Consider the following 24,649-nt stretch of genomic DNA (forward strand, 5'->3'; position numbering starts at 1 on the left):
AATGCCGCGCGATCGACCCGCGTTACCCCATCAGAACGAAAACGAATCCCATTCCCGACAGGGGGACTGGGGGTCGTCGGAGGCAGCGAAGGAGGCGCCCGTGGCGCGCAGTGAGTCCAGGCCCGTCGTCACTCTCCGGTCCACCGCCGGAACGGGTCGCAGCTATGCGACACGCAAGAACCGCCGCAACGACCCCGACCGGCTGGAGCTCCGCAAGTTCGACTCGGCCGTCGGTCGCCACGTCCTGTTCCGCGAGGTCCGCTGACCGCGCGGAGATGGTCCGAACACTCTGTACGCCACCGCCGCGCGCGGTGAGGAAGGAACGCATCGATGAAGTCCCGTATCCACCCCGTCTCCCGCCCCGTGGTCTTCCGTGACCGCGCGGCCGACGTCGCCTTCCTGACCCGTTCGACCGCCGACTCCGGCGAGCACGTGGTGTGGGAGGACGGCAACACCTACCCCGTCATCGACGTGGAGACCTCGTCGGCGAGCCACCCGTTCTACACCGGTGGCACCCGGGTGCTCGACACGGCGGGCCGTGTCGAGCGGTTCCGGCGCCGCTACGGCACCGGCGAGGCGCCCGGGGGCCGGCCGAACGCGGCCTGACCAGGGGAAGAGCCGGGAATTCCGTGCCGTGGATCACATCTGCGGGGGCGGGTTCCCGGGAACACCCCGGGATGGTTTATCGTTCATCTATACGTGGGTGTGAGGGGGACAGTGTCCCCGGGCCTCACCTGTAGCCCATGGGGACGATCGGCACCGCCGAAGCCCCATGGAGCACCCCGCCGAGAGGCGACCGCCCTTCACGCCCGCACTCAAGCCGCCCCGGCTGGATTCCCCCGATCCGGCCGGGGCTTCCTCCTGTCCGGCCGCAAGCGGCCGCCCCGCCCCCGAACCGTCTCCAGAGCCAGCGCACCGGCAGCCGCCACCACCGCCCCCAGCGCGGCCCCGGGGCTCCACCACCGCTCGGCCAGCGCCGCGACCGCCGCCCCCGCCACCACCGCGGCCAGCCGCCCCAGCACCCAGCCGTCCCCGCGCCGCAGTTCGCGCAACGCCACACGACCGGCGAGCGAGGTCAGCGTCCCGGTGAAGTAGTTCGTCGGCGTCACCCGGACCCGCCCCTGGACGCCCATCGCCACCGCCACCAGCGACAGCAGCCCGAGCCGTTCCCCGTACGACGTGACCAGCTCCAGCCCCCACAGCACGGCGGCCGCCCCCAGCAGGATCACCTCCGCCCCCAGCAGCGCCGGGACCCGGCAACCCCGCCGCCCGGACATCAGCGCGCCCGCCGCCACCCCGCAGAAGTACGTCCCCAGGGCGACGACGACCTTCAGCGCCACACCGTCCTCGCCCGCACCGGCGGCCGAAGCCCCGAGCAGCACCAGGTTCCCGGTCATCACCCCGGCGAAGACCTGCCCCACGCACAGGAAGACGAACGCGTCCGCCGCCCCGGAAGCCGCGGACAGCAGTAGCAGCGCCGCCTCGCCGCCCCGCGGCGCGTCACCGGTCCGGGACGCGCCGCAGGAGGAGGAGCCGGAAGGCGGGGACGGCGGAAGCGCCGGGGGAGCGGAGGGCACCCGAGCATTCTCGGCACGTGCCGCGCCCCGACCGGAGCTGCGCCCGCCGCGCGGCGCGCCGCGCACCACCGCCCCGTCCGCCACACGGGTCACACGGTCTCGTGGAGGTCCTTGGCGTAGTGCTCGATCGCCCGCCGGTACTGCTGGACGTACGGGTCCTGGCTGGTCGCGGCCGTCAGCTCCAGCAACAGCCGCATCGCCTCGTCGTGCTCGCCGGTGTTGAACAGCGCCATCGCCAGGAACGCCCGCATCGCACCGTCGTCCGAGAACTCCTCCACACCCCGGCGCAGCGTCTCCACCCCCTGCCCGTAGCGGCCGAGGACCCGATACGTACTGCCCAGCCCCAGCAGCGCCCCGCGCCGGTCCTCCGCCGGGAGCTCAGGGTTGGCCAGAGCGCGCTCGTAGTACGGCACCGCCTCCGACTCCAGGCCCAGCACGTCGTGGATCCACGCCGTCCGGTAGGCCACCTCGGCGTCGTCCGGATACTCGGCCGTCAGGGCGAGCAGCCGTTCGCGCGCCTCCTCGGGCCGGCCCCCCTCACGCAACCGGTCGGCCTCGTCAAGCAGGTCCTTCTTCTTCTCTGCGCTCATGCGCACATCGTCGCAGGCGGTAGCGGACGGCCGGACTAGATGTCGCTCCGCCGCCCCGCTCGGGTGTGTTCCGGCCGGGCGGGGGCATCCGTCGGCCATGACAGCAGAGGCGAATCCCCCCGCACGCCAGAGGACATGGGTACGGGTACTGGTGCGCGGAGCGGTCCTGACGGTGGTGCTGCTGGGACTGGTGGCGTTCTCCGTACTGCTGGCCAAGGTGACGCTGACCCCCTCGCCGGCCTCCGAGGACATCGTCACCGCCAACCTCCGCCCCGGGCGCTCGCTGCGCCAGTACGCCGAGGACTACACCTTCCTCGCCGCGTGCAAGCAGGCGGGCGGAAACCTGCTGCTCGGCGTGCCGTTCGGACTCCTGCTGCCGTTCTTCGTGCCACGGCGCCTGCGGATGATCCGGACCACGCTGCTGACGGCCGTCGCGATGGCCGTCGTCGAGCTGATCCAGGGAGCCCTGGTCCAGGGGCGCGCCTTCGACATCGACGACGTCATCCTCAACACGACGGGTGCACTGCTGGGGTACTTCGTGCTCGGCCGCCGGATCAGCCACCGCTATTACACGTACGCCGAGGTCCCCGGCTCATCGGAACCGCGGATCGACCCCAAGCCCGAGCCCGCACCCAGGCCGAAGCGGACGGGTGCCAAAGGCACAGGCGCCAAGCGCACGGGCACCGGGGCCGCCGAGAAGACCACCGGTACGAAGGGCACAGGCACCAGGGCCACCGCCAAGAAGACCACCGGTACGAAGGGCACCGGTACGAAGGGCACCGGTACGAAGGGCACCGGTACGAAGGGCACCGGTACGAAGGGCACCGGTACGAAGGGCACCGGTACGAAGGGCACCGGTACGAAGGGCACCGGCACGAAGTCCGTCGGCGCCAGGGCCCCCCGCCCCCTCCTCGACCGCCTCCGCAGGCGCTGAGCCGGGGCACCCGTTCGGGCCGGGCCGTTTGCGGGCGGCCCGGCCCGAACGCACGGTGGGGACACGTCCTGCGCGCGGATGCCGCACGGATCCCCTGCCGAGGAGGAGCGACATGGCCGAAGGCCAGTGGAGCCCGGGCCGCAAGGAGGCGGACTCCGACGAGTTCCGGCCCGTCCTGGACATCGTCGAACCGGCGCGCCAGCGGCGGCTGACCGTCCTCCTGCGACTCCTGCTGCTGCTCCCGCACTTCATCGTGCTGTTCTTCCTGCACATCGCGGCGTTCTTCACCGTCGTCGTGGGATGGTTCGCGGCCCTGGTGCTGGGGCGGCTGCCCGACCCCGTCTTCCGCTTCCTGGCCGGCGTCCTCGGCTACGACATGCGCGTCTCGGCGAGCGACATGCTGCTCATCGACCGCTACCCGCCGTTCGCCCTCACCCCGCCGGCCGACTACCCGGTGCAGATCGAGGTGCGGCCCACCCCGCTCAACCGGCTGGCGGTGCTCTTCCGCGTCTTCCTGATGATCCCGGCCGCGATCGTGCAGAGCCTCGCCGTCTACGGGTGGTGGGCGCTGGCCTTCGTCTGGTGGCTGATCACGCTCTGCCTCGGCCGGATGCCCCGGCCGCTGTTCGAGGCGACGGCGGCCACCCTGCGCTACCGGATGCGCTTCTCCGCGTACGTCATGATGCTCACCCCCGCCTACCCCAAGGCGCTGTTCGGCGACGACGACCTCGCCGTTCCCCCGGAGCAGGCGCGGTCGGCGACGCGCCCGCTGATCCTGAGCAGCGCCGCCAAGTGGCTCGTGGTCCTCTTCCTGGTGCTCGGCCTCGCCGGACACATCACCTCGTCCCTGACCGCCTCGACGACCGACGACACGACCGACACCCGGCTCACCGACAGGATCTAAGGGGCGCCGGGCTCCGGGAATCCGCCGTGCCCCTGGCCCGCCGCGGCGGCGAAGCGGCGGGCCAGATCGGCGAAGGCGTCCCTGAGCTCGTCGGGCCCCACCACCTCGATGTCCACGTCGAACCTGCCGAGCCCGGCGGCCAGGCCGGGCCACGACCAGGCCCCCAGGACCACCCGGCAGCGGTCGGGCCCGTGCTCCTCGACGATTCCGTCGCGGATGTGGCCCGCCACCGCGGAGGCCGGAGCGTCGAGGATCACCTCGCCGCGGCAGGGCCACGCGCCGGGGCCGCCGGAGCCCTGGAACCGGGCGGCCACGAACGCGGCCACATCGCCCCCGGGCACCTCGCGGGCGGTGAACCGGGGGCCCGTGGGTGTGCGCGGCGTGATCCGGTCCGCGCGGAAGGTGCGCCAGTCCTCGCGGTCCAGGTCCCAGGCGACGAGATACCAGCGCCCGCCCCAGGTGACCAGACGGTGCGGCTCCACCCGTCGCACCGCGGGCGGCGGGTCGGCGGCGGTCGTCGGGGCGTGGGCGGGGGAGTGGTCGAAACGCAGTACCTCCTGGGCGCGCACCGCGTCGCTCAGCGCGAGGAGGACCCGGGGATCGGCCTGGGGCCGCGGCGGGCCTCCCGTCCGTTCGACGGCGGTGACGTTCAGGGCGTCGACGCGATGGCGCAGCCGGGCGGGCATGACCTGCCGGACCGTGGTGAGCGCGCGGGCCGCGGCCTCCCCGATCCCGGCACCGGTCGCGGTGGCGGTCCGCAGCGCGACGGCCAGGGCGACGGCCTGGTCGTCGTCGAACAGCAACGGCGGCAACCGCGCACCCGCGTCCAGCCGGTATCCACCGTCGGGCCCCTTGAACGCCGCGATGGGGTAGCCCAGCTCCCGCAGCCGGTCGACATCACGCCGCACCGTGCGCGGGCTGACCTCCAGCCGCTCGGCCAGCAGCTGCCCCGGCCAGTCGCGGCGCGCCTGGAGCAGGGAGAGCAGTGCCAGCAGTCGGGCGGAAGTCTTCGGCATGACACGAGTATGGGTGGAGAAGAGGACACAAGCTGACCGCTTCCCCTGAGAAGGTCGATCCGTACCGCACGACAGGAACCCCGGAAGGACCGATCACCATGACCACACCCTCCGTGTCCCGCGACGCCGAGCGCACCGACCTGCTGGCCGCCCTCGCCGAGGCGCGGGCCGCCCTGACCGCCTCGGTGCGCGACCTCACCGACGAGCAGGCCGGCCAGACTCCGACGGTCAGCGCGCTGTGCCTGGGCGGCCTCGTCAAGCACGTCACGGCCGTGGAGGAGGGCTGGCTGAACTTCGCGACGGAGGGCCCCTCGGCGATGTCGTTCGACCTGCCCCACGGTGTCACCTGGGACGACGTCATGGCCGGGACCGCACGCGAGTTCCCGCAGTGGATGACCGACCGGGAGAACGAGTTCCGGATGCTGCCCGGGGAGACGGTGGCCGGCATCCTCCAGGCGTACGAGCAGGTCGCCGCCCGCACCGAGAAGATCATCCTCACGGTCACCGACCTCTCGGCCTCGCACCCGCTCCCCGAGGCGCCCTGGAACGAACCCGGCGGCGCGTGGAGCGTCCGGCGGGTGCTGGCCCACGTCATCGCCGAGACCTCCCAGCACGCCGGGCACGCGGACATCCTGCGCGAGACGCTCGACGGGCGGAAGGCGACGTGACGGTCCTCGACCACCGGGCGCTCAACCGCGCGACCCTCGCGCGCCAGTTGCTGCTGGAGCGGGCCGGCCTGCCCGTCGTGGACGCGGTGGCCCACCTCTGCGGCCTCCAGGCGCAGGAACCGCAGGAACCCTTCATCGGACTCTGGTCCCGGCTGGCCGCCTTCGACCCGGCCGTCCTCTCGGACCTGCTGACCCGGCGGAGCGTGGTGCGCACCCATCTGATGCGCCGCACGGTCCACCTCGTCACCGCCGACGACGTCCTCGCCTGGCGGGCCCGCCACGACGCGATGCTGCGCCAACGGGTCCTCGGCGTCTACCGCGACGAGCTCACGGGGACCGACCTCGAAGAACTCGCGGCGGACGCCCGGGAACTGACGTCCGACGGCGAGCCCCGCACCGCGGCCGAGATCGTGCGGGCGCTCGCCGGGCGATGGCCCGGCCCCGGGCCGCGCCCCCTGGGCGAGATGGTGGTCGCGGGCCTCGTCCCGATGGCGCAGGCGCCGCCCCGGGGGCTGTGGCGCGCCAAGGGCGGGGTGCGCAACGTCGCGCTGTCCTCCTGGCTGGGCCGCCCGGTCGATCCGCCCGCCCCCGAGGGCACCGACCCGGTCGGCCAGGCACTGGTGAGGCGCTATCTGGCCGCGTACGGGCCCGCCGCCACGGCCGACCTGCGCGCCTGGTCCGGCCTGGCCGGGCTACCCGGTGCCGTGGCCGCCGTACGCGACGAACTGGTCCGCTTCCGCGACGAGCGGGGACGGGAGCTGCTCGACCTGCCCGACGCGCCGCGCCCGGACCCGGACACCCCCGCCCCGGTACGGTTCCTGCCCGCCTTCGACAACGCGATCCTCGGCTACCAGGACCGCGGCCGGATCATCGACGACGCCCATCGCGGCCTCTCGGTCGCGGGGGAGCGGGTCGTGCTGGTCGACGGCCGCGTCGCCGCCACGTGGACCGTCACCGAAGGCGTCGTCACCGTGGACCCCCTGCGCACCCTCTCCCGGGCCGACCGGACCGCCGTCGCCGACCAGGGGCGGGAGCTCGCGGCGTTCCTCTCCGACGGTGACAGCGACCGCGTACGGGTGGCGGCGTCACCGCGCTGAACGCCCCTGGGAGGCGTCCGGGCGTCTGCCCGTGGGTACCGGAACAGGCCTACTTTGTGCGGGAGTTCGAGCGAGTGGCGGCAGGAGGCCGACTGAAAGCACCGGATGCGGTCACACTCGTACCATGACGTCCAGCGACGTAACCACAGAGCCCGCGCCGCACGGCGACCGACAGCGCACCGCCCGCCCCTCGCGGGGATGGCTGAAAGTCCTCGGCGCGGTCGCGGCCGTGCTGGTCCTGCTGTTCGCCGGCGGCCGGCTCAGCCTGTTGCCGGGGCTCGGCGACTTCTTCGGCGAGGAGACCCGCGACCGGTCGGGCCCCGCCGTGCTCAAGTCCATCCAGGACATGAGCTCGTACGAGGCCGCCTCGGGCAACTTCCAGGTCGTCGTCGACCTGGAGAAGGACGCGAAGTTCGTTCCCGACGCGCTGCGCGGCACCCGCACCCTGTTCGTCGGGGCGGGCACGGTCGACGCCTCCGTCGACCTGGGCCAGGTCACCGAGGGCGGCGTCGTGGTCAACGAGGACCGCACCGTGGCCGAACTGCGCCTGCCCCGGGCCGTGCTGGGCAAACCGGCCCTCGACCCCGACCGCTCCTACGCGGTGTCCAAGCAGCGTGGTCTCCTCGACCGTCTCGGCGACCTCTTCTCCGACAACCCCGGCAGCGAGCAGGCGGTCAACAAGCTCGCCGCCCAGCACATCTCGGAGGCGGCGAAGGAGAGCGAACTGACGGCCCGGGCGGAGAAGAACACCGCCGACATGCTCAAGGGGCTGCTCGGCTCCCTCGGCTTCGAACGCGTCACGGTCCGCTACGGAGACGACCAGGAGTGACCGTGTCACCCGGGCGGCCGCGCGCGCACCGCGCGCGGCCGCGGGGGCGGAGCGCCCACCGGACACTCTTGACGTGAACGCGTCGCTGGGTATGGTCTAGTCCAAGTGCAAGGCCTTTCCGGTCACCTGTCATCAGGCTTGTCCGGCAAGGGACTTGCAGCCCTTCGCGCCTCTTGGCCCCACACTCGCGAGGCCTTGCCACCGAAGCCGGACCCCCCACGGTCCGCCACCGCGCGGTGCGGCCTCATGTGAAGGAGAAGCATGCACGCGAAAAGGAAGACCGCACTCGCCGTCGGCGCCGTGCTCGCCCCCGTCCTCGCCCTCAGCCTCCCGGCAAGCTCCGCCAGTGCCCACGGCTACATCTCCAACCCGCCGAGCCGGCAGGCCCAGTGCGCCGCCGGGACGGTCAGCTGCGGCGCGATCAAGTACGAACCGCAGAGCGTCGAGGGCCCCAAGGGGCTCACCAGCTGCAGCGGCGGCAACAGCGGCTTCGCCGAGCTGGACGACGACTCCAAGGGGTGGGCCGTCACTCCGGTGAACCGTTCCCAGCAGTTCGAGTGGAAGCTCACCGCACGCCACTCGACCAGCACCTGGCAGTACTTCGTGGGCGGCGAGAAGATCGCCGAATTCGACGACGGCGGCGCGCAGCCCGACGCCACCGTGACCCACCAGGTCGACTTCGGCAACAAGACCGGTCGGCAGAAGGTCCTGGCCGTCTGGAACATCGCGGACACCGCCAACGCCTTCTACGCCTGCATCGACGTCAACGTCGGCTAGCGGCCCCACCCGGCCGGGGGCGCACACCCGGCCGGCCACCACGCCCCGGACGCGCACCGCCGCGACCGGGGCGCGGTGCTGTCCACCTGGCCGGAAAACGGCATGGTGCGATACGTCACCGTAGTCGAGCGGTTACCCTACGTCAGCTGTCCTGATGGATCATCAGTGCTCAAGGGGACTCCTGAATGAACCGTATGCGTACCGTACTCGCCGCGCTCGGCATCACCGCCGGACTGATCACCGCCCCGACGGCGAGCGCCGCACCCGGGCCCGAGAGGCCCGCTCCCACCGCCGAACGCCACGAACAGTGCACCGGGGAGTTCCGCGGCGACCCCCGCCTCGGCCCCAAGTGGCTGCCGAACAAGCGGCTCGCCCCGGTCGGCCCGCTCCTCAACGGCTACCAGCGCACCGGAGACCTCACCCCGCAGGACTTCCTGAAGAAGTACTGGGAAGGCCCCGCGGACACCGGCAGCTGGAAGTACCCGCCCAACGACGGCTTCGCCGAGGTGAACGGCGAGATCGACAAGGAGCCCGTCAAGCTCCGCACCGGCCAGCGCCTGGACCGCTTCGGCTCGGAGTACGGCGGCTACCTCGCCCCCGCCGGGGACGCCTACGCCGAGCGCGCCCTGCCGCCGCAGAACCTCAACACCCGCGACGCGGACACCCCGTGCGACTACCGCGTCTACAAGGTCGCCAAGCCCTTCTGGGTCTGGCAGGGCTCCATCGCCCCGTGGTTCGAGCAGCCCGGCGGCGGCCGGCAGATCAAGCTCGACGCCGTGTTCCTCGACCCGGGCGAGGGGCAGCGGCTCAATGTGAAGTGGCTGCTGGACAACGCCTACCTGACACCCGCGGGCGCGTAACCCGGTATGGACCGCCGGGCCCTGCACGCCGCACTCGTCGAGGCACGGATCCCCGGCGGCTACTACCGGATCGAGGGCGTCCACGAGCCCGTCCCCACCCCACCGGACTTCCTCCTCGTCCGGCGGAGCGGGGACGGCGGCTGGGAGACCGGGGCGTTCGAGCGCGGAACGTACGAGGTCATCGCCCGCCACCCGGACGAGGCCACCGCCTGCGCCCACCTGCTGAGCCTGCTCGTCTGAAAGGTCCGCCGGACCTTCCGCGCCCTTATCAGCAGGGCGTGCCGTACGCCATCACCTCGCGGAACCCCGCCTCGGGGGCCTCGGCGAGATACTGATCGACGTCCTGCGCGCGGCTCCGGACCATGACCCGACCGTACGGCGGTGTGTCGCACCCCGGACCCCCGGCGCCCGGTGAGCGACAGTGGGCGGATGAACACCGCAGGATTGCTGGCCGAAGCGTTCGACCGGGTCGGGGAGGCCGTCCACGCGGCCGTCGAGGGGCTCGCGCCCGACGACCTCAACGCCCGCCTCGACGAGGGAGCCAACTCCATCTCCTGGCTCGTCTGGCATCTCACCCGCGTCCAGGACGACCACATCGCGGACGCCTCCGGCACGGCGCAGATCTGGCTCACCGAAGGCTGGGCCGACCGCTTCGGGCTCCCCCTCGACGCCACGGACACCGGCTACGGGCACAGCGCCGACGAGGTCGCGGCCGTACGTGTGGACTCCACCGAACCCCTCCTCGGCTACTTCGACGCCGTACAGGAGCGGACCCTCGACTTCGTCGCGGGACTGGAGGGCCACGGCCTCGACCGGATCGTCGACGAGGGGTGGTCGCCCCCGGTGACTCTGGGTGTCCGGCTGATCAGCGTCGTCGCCGAGGACCTCCAGCACGCGGGGCAGGCCGCGTTCGTCCGCGGAGTGCTGGAGAGGGCCTGACGGAAGACCCCGGGCGGCCGGCCCGCACACACCCGTGCACAGTCCCACCGGCGGTGCCATACTCGGAAGAAATCGGCCGGACAGGCAGTGTCAGCGTCCGAAAGGTGACCATCATGGGCTGGGCATCCTGGACGACCAGCGGGGTCTACACGGGCTCCGGCGGAGTGCGCACCGAAGAAGCGGGCATCCTCAGCGGCGACGTCACCGTCCACACGACGTGGTTCGACGGACAGGCGTCGGTGGCCGTGCAGTACAGCGGCTCCTCCGACTGGTTCACCCTCGTGGGCAGCCCGGTGCCCTGCCCCTCCGAGGAGGAGAGCCGTACGTTCCACCAGAGCGTCGTCGAAGCCGTGCGCGCCGGAGAGGGCGCGAGAGTCCCGTCGGTCGGTGCGGAACCCGCATAGCGACAGTCATCGCGCTCCGCGCCCCATAGAGTGGATCACCGGACCCGTCCCCCGAGGGACGGGCACAGGCGGTTCACGGGGCGAGGAGCGGTGACATGGGGCGTGCGGGAGCGCGGCGGTCGAGTACGCGCAAGAAGCGGCCGTTCTGGGTGGAGCTGCCGCTCCTGATCGTCATGGCCCTGGTGCTGGCCCTGCTCATCAAGACGTTTCTGGTGCAGGCCTTCTCCATCCCCTCGGACTCGATGCAGAACACCCTCCAGCGGGGCGACCGGGTGCTGGTCGACAAGCTGACGCCCTGGTTCGGCTCGGAGCCGGAGCGCGGTGAGGTGATCGTCTTCCACGACCCCGCCGACTGGCTCGCGGGCATGCCCGTGGACGAGCCCAACACCGTGCAGAAGGTGCTGAGTTTCATCGGTGTCATGCCCTCCGCCGAGGAGAAGGACCTCATCAAGCGGGTCATCGGCGTCGGCGGCGACACCGTGGAGTGCGCGGGCGACGGGCCGGTGAAGGTCAACGGCACCGCCCTGGACGAGCCGTACGTCTTCCCCGGCAACACTCCGTGCAGCAACGACGAGGGCGGCCGGTTCAAGGTCACCGTCCCCGAGGGCAAGGTCTGGGTCATGGGGGACCACCGCCAGGAATCCGCCGACTCCCGCTACCACCAGGACGACCCCAACAAGGGAATGGTCCCGGTCGACGAGGTCGTCGGCCGGGCCGTCGTCGTCGCCTGGCCGATCGGCCGCTGGGCCACCCTGCCGGTGCCCGACACGTTCAAGAACGTGCCCGACAGGCCCTGACACCCGGCTGCTCCGCTGCTCAGCGTGGCGCGAAGTCCCGTACGTACCGGCGCTGCCAGGGCGTTTCCACCGCCCGCGGGTGGTAGCCGGCGCGGACGAACGCCACCGCCTCCGCGGCGGGCACCCCGTCCAGGACGGCCAGAACGGCCAGCGCCGTCCCGGTCCGGCCCATCCCGCCGTCGCACGCCACTTCGACCCGCTCGTCGGCCGCCCGCTCCCACACCTCCCGGAGAAGGACCCGCGCCTCCTCCCGGTTCGCCGGGAGCCGGAAGTCGGGCCACCGCAGCCACCGCGACTCCCAGCGGACCGAGGGCGGGGTGCGGCCCAGCAGGTACACGGCGAACTCCGGTTCGGGGCCCGGGGGCAGCGGCTTGCGCAGTCCCCGGCCCCGCACCAGCCGCCCGGATGGCAGGGCGAGGACGGCGGGGTCGGCGGCGTTCCAGTGTCCGGTCACGCCCCCAAGCTACGGGGCGTCCTGCCGGTCAGGCGGCGGAGTCGAGATCCTGCGCCAGCAGCTCCGCCAGCTCCTCGACCGCCGCCCGCGCACCGTCGCCCTCGGCACTGAGGACCACGGCCTCCCCGTACGGCGCCGCCAGGGCCAGCACAGCGAGCATGCTGCGGGCGTCGACCGGGTCGCGGCCCTCACGGGCGATCGTCACCTTGACCGGCTGACGGGCGGCGGCCTTGACGAACAGCGACGCCGGACGGGCATGAAGCCCGCTGCTGGAACCTATGACGACGGTCTGCTGATACATGGATCACTCCTGGGAGAGGGGTTGCGGAAGGCGTGCGGGGCGGTGAGGTGTTCAGGCGGCGACCGGGACCCGGGAGTCGCCGGAGCCCGCGGCTCCCGCCTCCCCGGCCGTGTCCGGTGCCGCCCGGCGGGCGCCCTTGAGCAGGACGACGAGCGCGGTCGCCACCAGCGTTCCGGCGGCGACGGCGAGCAGGTAGAGGAGCGGCTGACCGATCAGCGGGACGACGAAGACGCCGCCGTGCGGAGCCCGCAGCGTCGCACCGAAGGCCATCGACAGCGCGCCGGTGACCGCGCCGCCCGCCATCACCGACGGGATGACCCGCAGCGGGTCGGCGGCGGCGAAGGGGATCGCGCCCTCGGTGATGAACGAGGCGCCCAGCACCCAGGCCGCCCGGCCGTTCTCCCGCTCGGTCTTCGTGAACAGCTTCCTGCGTACGGTGGTGGCGAGCGCCATCGCCAGCGGCGGGACCATCCCGGCAGCCATGACCGCGGCCATCACCTTCAGGCTGCCGTCGGTCGGATCGGCCAGGCCACCGACCGCGAAGGCATACGCCACCTTGTTCAGCGGGCCGCCCATGTCGAAGCACATCATCAGTCCGAGGACCACGCCGAGGATCACGGCGTTGGAGCCCGACAGGCCGTTCAGCCGGTCCGTCAGGGCGTTCTGCAGCGAGGCGACCGGCTTGCCGACCACGATGAACATCAGGAAGCCCACGACCGCCGACGCGATCAACGGGATCACCAGCACCGGCATGATGCCGCGCAACGTCGCGTGGACCGGGACCCGTTGGATCGCCATCACCACCGCCCCGGCCAGCAGACCGGCGACCAGACCGCCGAGGAACCCGGCGTTCACCGTCAGCGCGATGGACCCGCCGACGAAGCCCGGCACCAGCGCGGGCCGGTCCGCCATCCCGTACGCGATGTACCCGGCGAGCACCGGCACCAGGAACGCGAAGGCCGCCGAACCGGTCTGGTTGAGGAGCGCCGCCCAGCTGTCCGCCTCGCCCCACACGAAGTGGTCGGCGACCGACTTGGCGCTCGCTGTCTCGTAGCCGCCGATGGCGAACGACAGGGCGATGAGCAGACCGCCCGCGGCGACGAACGGAACCATGTAACTGACGCCGGACATCAGATACGTACGGAGCCGGACGCCGAAGTGCGCGTGGGGCGCGTCGGACCGGTCCGCCCCGCCGTCGCCGGAGTCCTTGCCGCCGTTGGTCTCGGACACGGCGGCGATCTCCCCGCGTGCCGCCTTGCGCCGGGCCTCGGCGATGAGTTCGGCGGGCCGGTTGATGCCCGCTTTCACCCCGACGTCGACCAGGGGCCTGCCGCGGAAACGCGCCTTTTCCCGGACCTCCACGTCATGCGCCCAGATCACGGCGTCCGCCGCGCTGATGACGGCGGGGTCCAGCTTCTTGAATCCGCCCGAGCCCTGGGTCTCCACCGTCACCTCGACGCCCTCGGCGCGGCCCGCCGCCGCCAGGGACTCGGCGGCCATGTAGGTGTGGGCGATGCCGGTCGGGCAGGAGGTGACGGCGACGATCCGGAAGGGGACGCTCCCAGCCGCTCCGGCATCCTCGGACCCGGACCCGGACCCGGGCCCGGGCCCGGCCTCGGACCCGGTCCCGGCCCCCGGGTACTCCGCCTGCTCCTCGTCCTCTGCCTGCTCCTCGTCGACGGCGGGTCGCTCCGCCGGCTCCTCGCCCCGGATCAGCGCGGCTACCGCCGCCGGGTCCGTTCCGGCGCGCAGCGCTGCGGTGAACTCCGGGTCCATCAGCCTGCGGGCCAGCCCCGACAGGATGGTGAGGTGGTCGTCGTCCGCCCCGGCCGGGGCGGCGATGAGGAAGATCAGGTCGGCGGGACCGTCGGCCGCACCGAAGTCGATGCCCGCTGCGCTGCGCCCGAAGGCGAGCGTCGGGGCGTTCACATGCCGGCTGCGGCAGTGCGGGATGCCGATGCCGCCGTCGAGGCCGGTCGGCATCTGCGCCTCGCGGGCGGCGACGTCGGCCAGAAAGCCGTCGAGATCGGTGACGCGGTGCGCGGCCACCATCCGCTCGGCGAGTGACCTCGCGGCGGCGTCCTTCGTTGCGGCGGACAGATCGAGGTCGACCAGTTCCGCGGTGATCAGCTCGCTCAACGCGGTGCTCCTTGCTCGGGACCGCCGGGGCGGCGGGTCGGGGGGACGGGGCGGAGCTCGCGTACGGGTGGGGTCCGTACGGGAGGTGCGGGGATCGTGGTGGTGGCGGGTGGTGCGGGGGTCATGGGGCCGGCTCGCTCAGCGCGCGGTCCAGCGGTACGTCGGAGGTCGTCGCGACCGACGGCAGGTCGAGGTCGGCCGGGGTGGGCATGAGGCTCCCGGCCAGCTGCACGGCGGCGGCCCCGTGGGCGACGGCCGAGGCGAGCGCTTCCGGGCCCCGCCCGCCCGCCGTGAGGAAGCCGGCCAGCGAGGCGTCCCCGGCGCCGACATTGCTGCGTACGGCCGCCACCGGGGCGGTCGCGAAGTACGCGCCCGACTCCTCGACCAGCAGCTGTCCGTCCGCGCCCAGACTCGCCAGCACCGACCGGGCGCCGCGCTGGCGCAGCTCCTCGGCGGCCTTCAGCGCGTCGCCCACCGTGGCCAGCGGGCGGCCCACGGCCTCGGCCAGCTCCTGGGCGTTGGGCTTGATCACATCGGGCCCTTCGGCGAGCGCGGCGGTGAGGGCAGCACCCGAGGTGTCCAGCGCGATCCGGGCCCCGGCCCGGTGACTCCGCTCGACCAGCTCCGCGTACCACCGCGGCGGCAGTCCGCGCGGCAGGCTCCCGCAGCAGGCGATCCAGTCGGCGGCGGACGAGCGGACCCGGACCGCTCGCAGGACGTCCTCCGCCTCGGCGGGACTCAGTTCCGGGCCCGCCGCGTTGATCTTGGTCAGAGTGCCGTCGGGTTCGACGAGGGTGATGTTGATCCGGGTGTTCCCGGCGATCGGCACCCCGGCCGCCTCGATGCCCAGGTCGCCGAGGAGCCGGGCGAGCAGGGCACCCTCCGGGCCGCCCAGCGGGGCGACGGCGACGGTGCGGTGCCCGGCCGCCGCGACCGCGCGGGAGACGTTGACGCCCTTGCCGCCCGGGTCCACGCGGTCCGCCGTGGCGCGCAGGACGGTGCCACGGGTCAGACCGGGCAGCTCGTAGGTGCGGTCCAGGCTGGGGTTGGGGGTGACGGTGAGGATCATGCGCGTACTACTTCCGTGCCCCGGCTCTCGATGGAGCGGGCGTCGTCGGGGCTGAGGCCCGTGTCGGTGATGAGCAGGTCCACATCGGCGAGGTCGCCGAAGCGGGCGAAGTGCTCCTGCCCGAACTTGCCGGAGTCGGCGAGGAGGACGACCCGGCGGGCCGCCTTGATCACGGCCCGCTTCACCGCGGCCTCGGAGAGGTCGGGCGTGGTCAGACCGCGGTCGGGGCAGAAGCCGTTGGTGGCGAGGAAGACCACGTCGGCGTTGATCTCGGCGTACGAACTCAGTGCCCAGGCGTCGACCGCCGCGCGCGTACGGTGCCGGACCCGGCCGCCCACCAGATGCAGCGCGATGCCCGGATGGTCGGCGAGCCGGGCGGCCACCGGCAGTGCGTGCGTCACGACGGTCAGCGCCGCGTCGACCGGCACGGCGGCGGCGAGCCGCGCGGTGGTGGTCCCGGCGTCGACGATCACGTTGCCGTCGGCGGGCAGTTCGGCGACGGCGGCCCGCGCGATGCGGTCCTTCTCGTCGGCGGAGAGGGCGTCGCGCTCGGCGAGGTCAGGCTCGAAGTCCAGCCGGCCCACCGGGATGGCCCCACCGTGCACCCGGCGCAGCAGCCCCGCCCGGTCCAGGGCCTTGAGGTCCCGCCGGACGGTCTCGGCCGTCACCTGGAACTCCTCGGCCAGGGACAGCACGTCGACCCGGCCGCTCTCCTGGGCGAGGCGAAGGATCTCCTGCTGACGCTCCGGTGCGTACATGTGGTTTTGTTTCCGTTTCATGCCTGAGCCTGTGGTTTCGCGCTCAGATTACGGTCAGGGTGCGGGAATGTAAACACATTCGGGCGACGCGTGGGCATGAACGGACGAGGCCGCCTCCTGGCGGGGAGTGGGCACGCGAACGGGCGAGGCCGCCTCCTGGCGGGGGAGTGGGCACGCGAACGGGCGGGGCGCACCGTGCACCGGTGCGCCCCGCCCGCCGGGTCCGGTCAGCGTGTGCCGGGCGCGCCCTCGCTCAGGGGGCGGGCCAGCAGGGGAGCACCGGGGACCTGGTGGCCGCCGCTGGCGAGCATGCGGACCTCGCCCCGGTCGCTGATCTCGGCGCGGACGATCCCCGTCTCGTCCTCGTACACCGGGAACCCGCCGGCCCCCAGCCGGTCGGTCAGCCGGACGGAGACCACGTCGTCCGCGGCGCCGGACATCTGGAAGATCAGCTCGTAACGCTCGGTGTGCACCATCTGATTCATCACGTTCTCCCAGCCGTGCGCGGAGAATACGGCCCTGCCGCCATTGTTTCGCACCCCGGCGTGGACCGCCCGGGGAGCGACGGCCAACGGGCGGAGCCGCCCGGTCGATCGGGTGACTCCGACCGGTAGGACAACATGACGGAAGTCCTGGAGGGCTAGGCATGCGAGCATGAGACATCAGCCTCGACGAATGAACAGTGCCTCCTCCCGTTCCCGCACTCTCCAGGCGGTCGGTGCCCTCTCGCTGGCCGCGGCCACGGCCCTCCTGATGACCGGATGCGGTCAGAGCTCGGACAGCGCGAGCAGCGCGGCCACCTCCGAGGCGGCGAAGGTCGTCCCGCAGAAGCAGACGACATCGCCTTCGGCCTCCGCCAAGCTGACCGAGGACCAGCAGGAGCGCAAGAAGGTGCTCGACGCCACGAAGGTCACCTTCGACGACGCGGCCACCACCGCCACCGGCGAGGTCGCCGGGGGCAAGCTCGTCGACCTCGACCTGGAGGGTGTGGACGACGACGACAACCAGAGCCCCAGCCCGACCGCGACCGGCAGCCCCACGGGATCGCCCAGCCCGACGGGCTCCCCCAGCCCCACCGGAACCGGCAGCCCGAGCGCGAGCCCCGGCGCCGACGGCCCGGTCTGGGCCGCGGAGGTCGCGGAGAAGGACGGCACGATCCACACCGTCCGCATCAACGCGGTCGACGGCAAGGTGATCGAGGCCCGTGTCGACACGGACCAGGACGCGGACGACAAGAAGCAGACAGCCGACCGGCTCGCCCAGGCCACCCAGACGCCGCAGCAGGCGGCCAAGGTCGCCACCGAGAAGAAGAAGGGGACGGTCACCTCCGTCAGCCTCGAGGACAACGACGGCAACGGCGCCATCTGGCAGGTCGACGTAGTCGGTTCCGACTGGAAGAAGACCACCTTCGACGTGGACGCCAAGAACGACACCATCGTCCGCGAGGAGACGGACGAGGACTGACCGCCTTCCCGCCCGGCCCACGAAGGGGTACGCCGAACATCCGGCGTACCCCTTCTTCTGTACGCGTCGCTTCTAGTACGCGCCGCCCGGCGTCCGGCCCTTGAGCAGCCGGCAGACGAAGTCCTCCTGGAGCTCGCGGAGCGTGGCCAGCAGCCGCGGGTTCGTCGCACTGTTCACCTGGGAGGTGAGGGAGACGGTCAGGGACCGCTTGCCGTCCTTGGTCGCCGCGGCGAGCTGGGTGTAGCCGGGGAAGTTGCCGGTATGGCCGTACACGGTGCCGCAGCGCGTCGCGTAGGAGAAGACGGCGAGACCGGCCCCGTTGCGCCCGGGACCGGCGGGTTCGGAGCTGCCCGCCACGAACGACAGCTGCTGCCTGCGCACTGCCGGGCCGAGACCCAGCCCGCCGGCGTAGCCGCGGATGAAGGCCCCCAGGTCCCGGGGCGTGGAGACGATACCGCCCGACGCCCACACACCCGAGGCGCTGAGCACCGTGCTGACGTCCTCCGGCGCTCCCGGCCGGTCCACCGCGTAGCCGTGCAGATAGGGCGTGGGCAGCCGGTAGCCCTGCGGGAGGCTGGTGTCGCGCAGACCGAGCGGCCGGTGGACGAGTTCGGCGAGGAGCTTCTCGTACCGACGGCCCGTCACCGCCTCGGCCATCAGCGCCACGGCGATGTTGTCGGAGTTGGAGTAGCGGTACGCGGACCCCGGCCGGAACCGCAGCGGGTCCCCGGCGACGTAGTCCAGCAGTCGGCGGGAGTCGAAGCGCCTGCGGGGATCGGCCGTCAGCTCGGCGATGAACACCGGATCCTCGGTGTAGTCGGGGAGCCCGCTGGTGTGGTTCAGGAGCTGGCGGAGCGTCACCCGGTGCCAGGCGGCGGGCAGCTCCGGCAGCCGCCGGCCGATGGTGTCGTCGAGGCCGAGCGCACCCCGTTCGGTCAGCTGCAGGGCGACCGAGCCGCTGAAGGCCTTCGCGGTGCTCGCGATCCGCATGTGGTCGGTGGTCCGGGGCGGACGTCCGGTGCCGAGCTGCGACGTATCCGCCCGGTACACCTCACTCCGGCCGTCGACGGTGAGGACGGCGATGGCGCCGGGCGGCCCGCCCGGGGTGTCGACGAGCGCCTGGAGCCCGCGCCGCAACGCGGGGTCGGCCGGTCCGCGCGGGCTGCCGCCCCCGTCCGGGCCGTTGTCACCGCCCGCGTGGGCCGGGCCGCTCATCAGCCCGGCGAGCGAGGCGACGGCAAGGGCGGCGACGACGGATCTGCGCCGCCGGGGGCGAGGGCGGGGGAGCGGGGCGTCCGGATGGAAACGTACGGGCACGGGGCCTCCTGAGGCGGTGGGCGAAGGGCGGGCGGCCGATGTACGGCCCACTCCCGCGAGCCCCAGCATCGGGCGGCCGGACGGCGCTTGCCCCCGAGGTGGACCATCCGGGCGACCACGACCACGACCACGACCACGACGTCGACCACGACGTCGACCACAGCCACGGTCACGACCACGTCCACAGCCACGGCCACACCGTCAGCGCCGGGCCGCGCGCCCGGCACCCGCCGCTCTTCCCCCGGGGGCCTCTCACCGCTCCTTGCCAGCTCTCCCGGGCGCGGCGGTCAGGGGGTGGGAGGAGCGCCCCCGCTCAGGTCCAGGACGTACCGCCGCCCGGGGCGGTCGCCGAACATGACGTCCTCCAGCGGCTCGAACCCCGTACGCGCCAGCACCGCGCGGGAGCCCGTGTTGTCCAGCGTCGTCTCGGCACGCAGGGAGGTCAGTCCGTACTCCTCGACCGCCAGCACACAGATCTGCTGGACCGCCCAGGTGGCCAGCCCCTGCCCCGCGGCCTTCTCCGCTATCCGGTAGCCCAGCTCGGCCGAACCGTCCCGCACCTCGACGAGGTTGATCCGGCCGAGGACGCCGCCGTCGGCGTCCTCGATGAGGTGGAAGTGGTGCAGCCCCGCGTCCTGCTCGGCGAGCAGGACCCGATGGCGTTCGGCGAACTCGGCGAAATAGTCGTCGCCCCGGTCGGTGATGGAGGCGGCGAAGTAGGTCCGGTTCTCCCGCTCGAAGGCGAGCAGAGCCGCGGCATGGTCGGGACGGAGTCGGCTGATCGACGTCATACCCGGATGCTAAGCCCACGCTCCCCGCAGGCGCCCGGACGATCAGCCCTGGCCGGGGTTCCCGCGCTCCAGCGCGAGGGCCAGGCCGCGTTCGGCGTCGTCGGCCGACGCGTGCCGGTAGGCCCGCTCGTACGCCGAGTCGCCCGCGGCCTGCCGGGCCCTCAGTTCCCACTGCTCGCGGATCGCCCCGAGCTCCGGGGTGCCCCGGTGCGGGTGGCCGATCATGCGCCAGTAGGCCTGCCCCGTACCGGAGGCGCGGGCCGCGGCCACCCCGTTCCCCTGGGCGGCGATGGCTCCGGCGAGCAGATCGAGGCCGAGCGCTATGCCGAGGCTGTCGTGGAGCTCGTGCTTGCTCGCCAGCATCGCGCGCGCGTGGCTCTCCGCATGACGGGGACGGCCCTGGAGCAGGTGGATGAGGGCGAGTTGATGATCGGCGTACGCCCGTGTCCAGTGTTCGCCGAACCGCAGGCTGATCCGCTGGAGCCGCATGGCCTCCTCGTACGCCTCGTCGAGCCGGCCGAGCGCCGAGAGGGCGAACAGGCGTATCACCCGGCAGCGCAGTTGCGAGGGCGCGTCGGCCGGATCGCCCGGATGGTCCGCCAGCGCGCGGTCGCTGACGGAGTACGCGGTGTGCGGCCGGCCCATCATCAGATACGTGAAGCTCACGGAGTGGGCCGCGAGGAGCACCGCCTCCGCGTCCCGGTCGCGGCGGGCCGCCTGCTCGCACTCCTCACCGACACGGCGAGCCGCCTCGTGGTCGCCCTGGAGGGTCAGGGTGATCCCCAGGGCCCAGAGCGCCCGGGTGCGGTGCGGACCGGCGGAGAGCGGCAGGCCGAGCACCCGTTCCAGGTACGAACGGGCCTGGTGCAGATATCCGCAGCAGCTCCAGAAGAGGCCGGCGCACCCGGCCATCTCCATCGCCATCTCCGGGTCCTCGGCCAGCAGATGGTCCAGCGCCGCGCACAGGTCCGCGTGGGTGTCGGCGATCCGGTGGTACCAGAGGACCTGCGAGGAACCGAGCCAGCCCGCGTACGCCTGGACGGCGACATGGGCGAAGTGCCGGGCGTGCCGGTCGGCGAGGAGCGCGTCCTCCGACAGCTCGGCCAGCCACATCGCCCCGTACTCGCGCAGGGTGTCCAGCATCCGGTAGCCGTCCCCGGTCCGCCGGAGCACGGACTGGTCGGCCAGCCGTTCCAGCGCGGGCGCGACGGCCTCGGCGTCCAGCGGCCCGCCCGCGCACACCGCCTCCGCGTCCGGGACCGCGATGACGCCGCGGAAGACGGAGAGCCGCGCCCACAGCAGCCGCTCCAGCGGGGCGCAGAGCTCGTGGCTCCACCCGATGGTGGTGCGCAGGGCCCGGTGGCGGCGCGGCCAGACGGTGTCGTCGGTGAGGTCCTCCGTCCGGGAGGCCAGCCGCACGGTGATCTCCTGCGCGCTGCTCTCGCGGAGCTGGGCACAGGCCAGTTCGACGGCGAGCGGTATGCCGTCGAGGCGGCGGCAGATCTCGGCGACGGCGGCCGCGCTCGCTGGATCGTCGAGCGAGCGGCCCGGGGCGACGGCGGCCGCGCGCTCGTGGAAGAGCCGGACGGCCTCGCCGCCGTCCTCGCCCGCGGACAGCGGAGGCACCTCGACGCACGACTCACCCGCCGAACCCAGCGGCTTCCGGCTGGTGGCCAGGACCGTCAGCCCCGGGGCCGCGGCGAGCAGTTCGGTGACGAGCCGGCCGCAGGGGCCGACGATCCGCTCGCAGCAGTCGAGAACGAGCAGCAGACTCTTTCCGGACAGCCATTCACCGAGGGCCGCCACCGGCCGGCGCGGGCTGTGGTCCAGGAGACCGACGCCGTCGCACACCGTCGTGGCGAGCAACTGGTCGTCGTGGAGATGGGACAGATCGGCCCACCAGACGCCGTCGGCGTACCGGTCCCGGGCACGCTCGGCGGTGCGCAGGGCCAGCCGGCTCTTGCCGACCCCGCCGCTGCCGGTCAGCGTGACCAGTCGATGATCTCGAAGTGCCCGTTCGATGCTGACCAGTTCGCTGGTGCGGCCCACGAAACTGGTCGTCACGACGGGAAGGTTGCCCATCACGGGGACATCCTGCCTCGCCCGGGCCCACCGCCTCCGTTCATAGCGAAAAGCAGTCAGAAACGGCCGACAATGCATCCCGTTCGATCGGTGAGCGGCGTCGTTCGAAAGGCGGGAGGTGATCATGGAAGCGGTCGTGGCAGTGCCTCAGCAGTGCCTCGGGCGCGGGGACGGCCCGCCGGGCCCCGGGCGCTGGGCCCGTCACGCGGACGGATACACGTACGGACACATGTGCGGAGAGGTGCTGTCGGACCCCTGCGCTACGTTGCTGGTATGACGCACTTCGTACTCGTGGCAGGGGCTTGGCTCGGTTCGTGGGCGTGGCGCGACGTGGCGCCCGACCTGCGCGCGGCCGGTCACGCAGTCCACCCGCTGACCCTTTCGGGGCTCGCCGACAAGCGGGGGGTGGCCGCAGGACCGGGGACGCACGTCCAGGACATCGTCGACGAGGTCGAGCGGCTTGGCCTGCGCGATGTGGTGCTCGTCGGTCACAGCTACGCGGGTATCCCCGTCGGTCAGGCGGCCGAGCGGATCGGCGACCGGCTGGCCCGCGCGGTCTTCGTCGACTCCAACGTCCCGGCGGACGGGGAGCCGTTCGTCTCCGGCTGGCCGGACGGCCGGGCCGGGGTGGAGGCGGCGATCGCCGCCAACGAGGGCTTCTGGCCGCCGCCGACCGCCGCCGACTGCGCGGGCCAGGGCCTCACCGACGAGCAGATCGCCCGTTTCCTCGACGGCGCGACACCCCACCCCGGCGCCACCCTCACCGAGCCCGCCGTCCTGGCACGCCCGCTGGGGCTGCTGCCCACGACGTACGTCAAGTGCCTGCTCGACTGGCCCGAGCCGAGCCCCGAGGTGGCCGAGCTGCTGACGAGCGAGCGCTGGCGGCTGGTCACGATGGACACCGGCCACTGGCCGATGTTCTCGCAGCCGCGCGAGCTCGCCCGGATCCTGCTCGACGCGGCGGAAACGGACGGGTGACGATGCCGAGCTCACCGGACGAGGCGGCCACGGAGCACCCGGAGATCACTTACATCGGTTGCGCGCGGTGCGGCACCCTGATCGCGGGCCTCGACGGGCGGTACGCCTGCTCGGGCTGCGGCTGGGTCAACGAGTGGACCGAGGGGCACCGCCCCCTGCCCGAGGCCCGGCGCCGCCGCGGCTGAGCCACGACCGGCCGCCCGCCGGCACCCCGGCCGGAATCGACGCCACCCCGACCGGCTTGCCGACGGCAGGGTGGCCGCACTGCCGACGACCCGGCGGCCCCCCGGCCGCGGAGGAGACCCCGCCATGCCCGACCCGCACGACACCGACCCGATCCGCGCCGCCCTGGCCGGGATCGCCTCCCTGCTCGCCCCGGCGCACCCCGACGTGGCCGAGGAGGTGCTCCGCGCCCACGACAGCCCGGAGGACTACGTGAACGCTTTCGCGGACCGGCTGGACGGCCGGGGCATCGACGAGCCGGTCGACGACCTGGCCTGGATCGCCCTCGTCGACGCGCTCGCCGCCCACGGTCTGCTCGCGGAGTTCGACTGGAAGGAGGACCCCCAGGAGATCCGGGCCCGGCTGCGGCAGCTGGAGTCGCGGCCCGCCGTGGATCCATGGGTGCTCTTCGAGGCCGGTACGACGGCCCTGCCGACCGACGCGTACCTGGACGCCTGCGGCCGCCGCTACCGCGAGAGCGGTGCGGCTCTGGCCGTCCTCGACATCGACTCCGACTGCTACCCGGTGGTCGGCCTGCCGGCGGCCCGGGCCGACGAGCTGACCGCGCTCGCCGCCCGGGCGGGCTTTCCCGTGCACCACCTCGGCACGGACCCCGGCGGACCGTGACGGAGATCTCGCCCGCCGCCAACGGGGCCGCGGGGAGCGCCGTTCCAGCAGGTGCGGCGGGGTCCGCGCGCCGGAACGGAATCGCGACCGCCGCCGCCCACCACGTACACTCGCCCCGCCTCCGCAGACCCGCGCAGGCATTCCGCACCCGACGACGGGGAAACAAACCGTATGAGTTCCGCAGACAGCACCGAAGCACCGATCTACGCCGGCCTCGTGGAGGAGCAGGGCGATGTGCCCGCCGAAGTCCGCCGGGTGGCCGAGGAAGTCCTGCGCGAGGCCGACCGCGCCCTCGACTTCGGCACCGTGCGGGCAGCAGCCGCAGCCCGCTAGCAGAGAGCCGGAGCCATCCGGTCGCAGCCGCCCCCGGGCAGCTGTGTCCATCACGGGACGATAAACGTCCTGCAACTATTGCCATATTCTTGCGTTCGTGACGCGACGGTTTGCTGAAGAACCGTTGCCGGTGGACGTGGGTGAGGCCGCGGTAGGCCAGGCGCCCGGACGACGGGCCCCGTACCGCCGCGGCCCCCGGCCACCCGCCGCGATCGCCCCGGTGGCCGTGCTTCGGTGAGCGGTCCGCGCAACCGCGCGGAGAGCGCTCCCAGCCGGCCGCCGAGGGGCGGAAACCCGCTTGTCGCGCCGCCCGCGATGCCGCCCCGCGAGGCTGCCCTACGGCGCTGCCCTACGGCGCTGCCCTACGGCGCTGCTCTGCGGCGCTGCTCTGCGGCGCTGCCCTACGGCGCTGCCCTACGGCGCTGCCCTACGGCGCTGCCCTACGGCGCTGCCCTACGGCGCTGCCCTACGGCGCTGCCCTACGGCGCTGCTCTGCGGCGCTGCCCGCGTCCCGCTGGCGGCGGCGCGTGCCTGGTGAAGCCGCGTCCCGGTTGACGCCGTCGACCGGCCCGTACCTCGCCGCCCCCTGACCGCCTCACGGTCCCTGACCGCCTCGCGGCCCCTCTGCGGTCACCCCGAGGGTCCGCGCACCCCCGGGCACCCCCTGCGCACGCTCCGTGCCCGCTTGGCGCGCCATCGGCAGAGACTGTCGAATAATTACG

At 73.0% G+C, this 24,649-nt stretch carries 30 protein-coding genes; 18 read left to right on the plus strand and 12 right to left on the minus strand.

Annotated elements, in window-relative coordinates:
* Positions 1–100: 100 nt before the first annotated feature.
* Both rpmG and IE145_RS07920 read left to right on the plus strand, forming a co-directional pair.
* On the plus strand, positions 101–265 hold the full coding sequence (gene rpmG / locus IE145_RS07915; protein WP_189520166.1) for a 50S ribosomal protein L33: 165 nt from the start codon (positions 101–103) through the stop codon (positions 263–265).
* Between the two features lie 65 nt (positions 266–330).
* The gene (locus IE145_RS07920; RefSeq protein ID WP_189520167.1) at positions 331–606 is read left to right on the plus strand and encodes a type B 50S ribosomal protein L31; all 276 of its coding nucleotides are present in this window, start codon (positions 331–333) and stop codon (positions 604–606) included.
* A gap of 209 nt (positions 607–815) precedes the next feature.
* On the opposite strand, the gene IE145_RS07925 is transcribed toward IE145_RS07920, so the two are convergent.
* Together IE145_RS07925 and IE145_RS07930 are read right to left on the minus strand one after the other, a co-directional pair.
* Entirely contained in the window at positions 816–1,475 is a 660-nt protein-coding gene (locus IE145_RS07925; RefSeq protein WP_229825418.1) for a YoaK family protein, read from the minus strand.
* A gap of 191 nt (positions 1,476–1,666) precedes the next feature.
* Positions 1,667–2,167, minus strand: coding sequence for a tetratricopeptide repeat protein (locus IE145_RS07930; RefSeq protein WP_189520169.1), 501 nt, complete (start codon positions 2,165–2,167; stop codon positions 1,667–1,669).
* A 97-nt stretch (positions 2,168–2,264) separates the two neighbouring features.
* Here IE145_RS07930 and IE145_RS07935 point away from each other — a divergent pair, with 97 nt between their 5' ends.
* The gene (locus IE145_RS07935) at positions 2,265–3,101 is read left to right on the plus strand and encodes a VanZ family protein (RefSeq protein WP_189520170.1); all 837 of its coding nucleotides are present in this window, start codon (positions 2,265–2,267) and stop codon (positions 3,099–3,101) included.
* Positions 3,102–3,213: 112 nt separating this feature from the next.
* Positions 3,214–4,005, plus strand: a complete 792-nt coding sequence (locus IE145_RS07940) for a DUF4389 domain-containing protein (protein WP_189520171.1) — start codon at positions 3,214–3,216, stop codon at positions 4,003–4,005.
* Here the strand turns inward: IE145_RS07940 and IE145_RS07945 are convergent.
* Entirely contained in the window at positions 4,002–5,021 is a 1,020-nt protein-coding gene (locus tag IE145_RS07945) for a helix-turn-helix transcriptional regulator (protein ID WP_189520172.1), read from the minus strand. The two genes, IE145_RS07940 and IE145_RS07945, sit on opposite strands and share 4 nt — an antisense overlap.
* 98 nt (positions 5,022–5,119) lie before the next feature.
* Between IE145_RS07945 and IE145_RS07950 the strand changes: the two genes are divergently transcribed.
* The 9 genes from IE145_RS07950 to lepB all read left to right on the plus strand — a co-directional run bounded on the left by IE145_RS07950 (position 5,120) and on the right by lepB (position 11,392).
* A complete protein-coding gene (locus tag IE145_RS07950; RefSeq protein WP_189520173.1) occupies positions 5,120–5,689 on the plus strand; it encodes a DinB family protein in 570 nt (189 codons plus the stop codon).
* Positions 5,686–6,786 (plus strand): winged helix DNA-binding domain-containing protein, encoded by a 1,101-nt coding sequence (locus IE145_RS07955; protein ID WP_189520174.1) that lies wholly within the window; start codon positions 5,686–5,688, stop codon positions 6,784–6,786. The genes IE145_RS07950 and IE145_RS07955 overlap by 4 nt, the downstream gene beginning before the upstream one ends.
* 124 nt (positions 6,787–6,910) lie before the next feature.
* Positions 6,911–7,615, plus strand: coding sequence for a DUF4230 domain-containing protein (locus IE145_RS07960; RefSeq protein WP_189520175.1), 705 nt, complete (start codon positions 6,911–6,913; stop codon positions 7,613–7,615).
* Positions 7,616–7,876: 261 nt separating this feature from the next.
* Positions 7,877–8,392, plus strand: coding sequence for a lytic polysaccharide monooxygenase auxiliary activity family 9 protein (locus IE145_RS07965; protein ID WP_189520176.1), 516 nt, complete (start codon positions 7,877–7,879; stop codon positions 8,390–8,392).
* Between the two features lie 185 nt (positions 8,393–8,577).
* Positions 8,578–9,252 (plus strand): TNT domain-containing protein, encoded by a 675-nt coding sequence (locus IE145_RS07970; protein WP_189520177.1) that lies wholly within the window; start codon positions 8,578–8,580, stop codon positions 9,250–9,252.
* A 6-nt stretch (positions 9,253–9,258) separates the two neighbouring features.
* A complete protein-coding gene (locus tag IE145_RS07975) occupies positions 9,259–9,492 on the plus strand; it encodes a hypothetical protein (RefSeq protein WP_189520178.1) in 234 nt (77 codons plus the stop codon).
* Positions 9,493–9,681: 189 nt separating this feature from the next.
* Positions 9,682–10,191: a mycothiol transferase gene (locus IE145_RS07980; protein ID WP_189520179.1), complete on the plus strand. Its 510-nt coding sequence runs from the start codon at positions 9,682–9,684 to the stop codon at positions 10,189–10,191.
* A gap of 113 nt (positions 10,192–10,304) precedes the next feature.
* Positions 10,305–10,595, plus strand: a complete 291-nt coding sequence (locus tag IE145_RS07985) for a hypothetical protein (RefSeq protein ID WP_189520180.1) — start codon at positions 10,305–10,307, stop codon at positions 10,593–10,595.
* A gap of 95 nt (positions 10,596–10,690) precedes the next feature.
* Positions 10,691–11,392 carry a signal peptidase I gene (gene lepB, locus IE145_RS07990; RefSeq protein ID WP_189520181.1) on the plus strand — a complete coding sequence of 234 codons (702 nt, stop codon included), beginning with the start codon at positions 10,691–10,693 and terminating at the stop codon, positions 11,390–11,392.
* A gap of 19 nt (positions 11,393–11,411) precedes the next feature.
* Here the strand turns inward: lepB and IE145_RS07995 are convergent, their stop codons facing one another.
* From IE145_RS07995 to IE145_RS08020, 6 genes are all read right to left on the minus strand, one after another.
* The gene (locus IE145_RS07995) at positions 11,412–11,846 is read right to left on the minus strand and encodes a protein-tyrosine phosphatase family protein (RefSeq protein ID WP_189520182.1); all 435 of its coding nucleotides are present in this window, start codon (positions 11,844–11,846) and stop codon (positions 11,412–11,414) included.
* 28 nt (positions 11,847–11,874) lie between these two features.
* Positions 11,875–12,147 (minus strand): HPr family phosphocarrier protein, encoded by a 273-nt coding sequence (locus IE145_RS08000; protein ID WP_189520183.1) that lies wholly within the window; start codon positions 12,145–12,147, stop codon positions 11,875–11,877.
* Positions 12,148–12,198: 51 nt separating this feature from the next.
* The gene (locus IE145_RS08005) at positions 12,199–14,286 is read right to left on the minus strand and encodes a PTS fructose transporter subunit IIABC (protein WP_189520184.1); all 2,088 of its coding nucleotides are present in this window, start codon (positions 14,284–14,286) and stop codon (positions 12,199–12,201) included.
* A gap of 121 nt (positions 14,287–14,407) precedes the next feature.
* Positions 14,408–15,355: a 1-phosphofructokinase gene (pfkB, locus tag IE145_RS08010; protein WP_189520185.1), complete on the minus strand. Its 948-nt coding sequence runs from the start codon at positions 15,353–15,355 to the stop codon at positions 14,408–14,410.
* A complete protein-coding gene (locus IE145_RS08015; protein WP_189520237.1) occupies positions 15,352–16,113 on the minus strand; it encodes a DeoR/GlpR family DNA-binding transcription regulator in 762 nt (253 codons plus the stop codon). Before IE145_RS08015 ends, pfkB begins: the two co-directional genes overlap by 4 nt.
* 227 nt (positions 16,114–16,340) lie before the next feature.
* Complete coding sequence (locus IE145_RS08020) at positions 16,341–16,589, minus strand: DUF6296 family protein (protein ID WP_189520238.1); 249 nt, start codon at positions 16,587–16,589, stop codon at positions 16,341–16,343.
* Between the two features lie 199 nt (positions 16,590–16,788).
* On the opposite strand from IE145_RS08020, the gene IE145_RS08025 reads away from it, so the two are divergent.
* Positions 16,789–17,577 (plus strand): PepSY domain-containing protein, encoded by a 789-nt coding sequence (locus IE145_RS08025; RefSeq protein ID WP_189520186.1) that lies wholly within the window; start codon positions 16,789–16,791, stop codon positions 17,575–17,577.
* 72 nt (positions 17,578–17,649) lie between these two features.
* Here IE145_RS08025 and IE145_RS08030 read toward each other — a convergent pair whose 3' ends face one another.
* The 3 genes from IE145_RS08030 to IE145_RS08040 form a co-directional block, all read right to left on the minus strand.
* On the minus strand, positions 17,650–18,963 hold the full coding sequence (locus tag IE145_RS08030; RefSeq protein ID WP_373296575.1) for a serine hydrolase domain-containing protein: 1,314 nt from the start codon (positions 18,961–18,963) through the stop codon (positions 17,650–17,652).
* A gap of 218 nt (positions 18,964–19,181) precedes the next feature.
* The gene (locus IE145_RS08035; RefSeq protein WP_189520187.1) at positions 19,182–19,685 is read right to left on the minus strand and encodes a GNAT family N-acetyltransferase; all 504 of its coding nucleotides are present in this window, start codon (positions 19,683–19,685) and stop codon (positions 19,182–19,184) included.
* 42 nt (positions 19,686–19,727) lie between these two features.
* A complete protein-coding gene (locus IE145_RS08040; RefSeq protein ID WP_189520240.1) occupies positions 19,728–21,767 on the minus strand; it encodes an ATP-binding protein in 2,040 nt (679 codons plus the stop codon).
* A gap of 273 nt (positions 21,768–22,040) precedes the next feature.
* On the opposite strand from IE145_RS08040, the gene IE145_RS08045 reads away from it, so the two are divergent.
* The 4 genes from IE145_RS08045 to IE145_RS08060 all read left to right on the plus strand — a co-directional run bounded on the left by IE145_RS08045 (position 22,041) and on the right by IE145_RS08060 (position 23,927).
* Entirely contained in the window at positions 22,041–22,745 is a 705-nt protein-coding gene (locus IE145_RS08045) for an alpha/beta fold hydrolase (protein ID WP_189520188.1), read from the plus strand.
* Positions 22,746–22,747: 2 nt separating this feature from the next.
* On the plus strand, positions 22,748–22,930 hold the full coding sequence (locus tag IE145_RS08050; protein ID WP_164200649.1) for a hypothetical protein: 183 nt from the start codon (positions 22,748–22,750) through the stop codon (positions 22,928–22,930).
* A 124-nt stretch (positions 22,931–23,054) separates the two neighbouring features.
* The gene (locus tag IE145_RS08055) at positions 23,055–23,594 is read left to right on the plus strand and encodes a DUF6630 family protein (protein ID WP_189520189.1); all 540 of its coding nucleotides are present in this window, start codon (positions 23,055–23,057) and stop codon (positions 23,592–23,594) included.
* Positions 23,595–23,765: 171 nt separating this feature from the next.
* A complete protein-coding gene (locus tag IE145_RS08060) occupies positions 23,766–23,927 on the plus strand; it encodes a hypothetical protein (protein WP_010060665.1) in 162 nt (53 codons plus the stop codon).
* Positions 23,928–24,649: the final 722 nt, after the last annotated feature.

Source organism: Streptomyces sindenensis, from assembly GCF_014649035.1.
Classification (GTDB): domain Bacteria; phylum Actinomycetota; class Actinomycetes; order Streptomycetales; family Streptomycetaceae; genus Streptomyces; species Streptomyces sindenensis.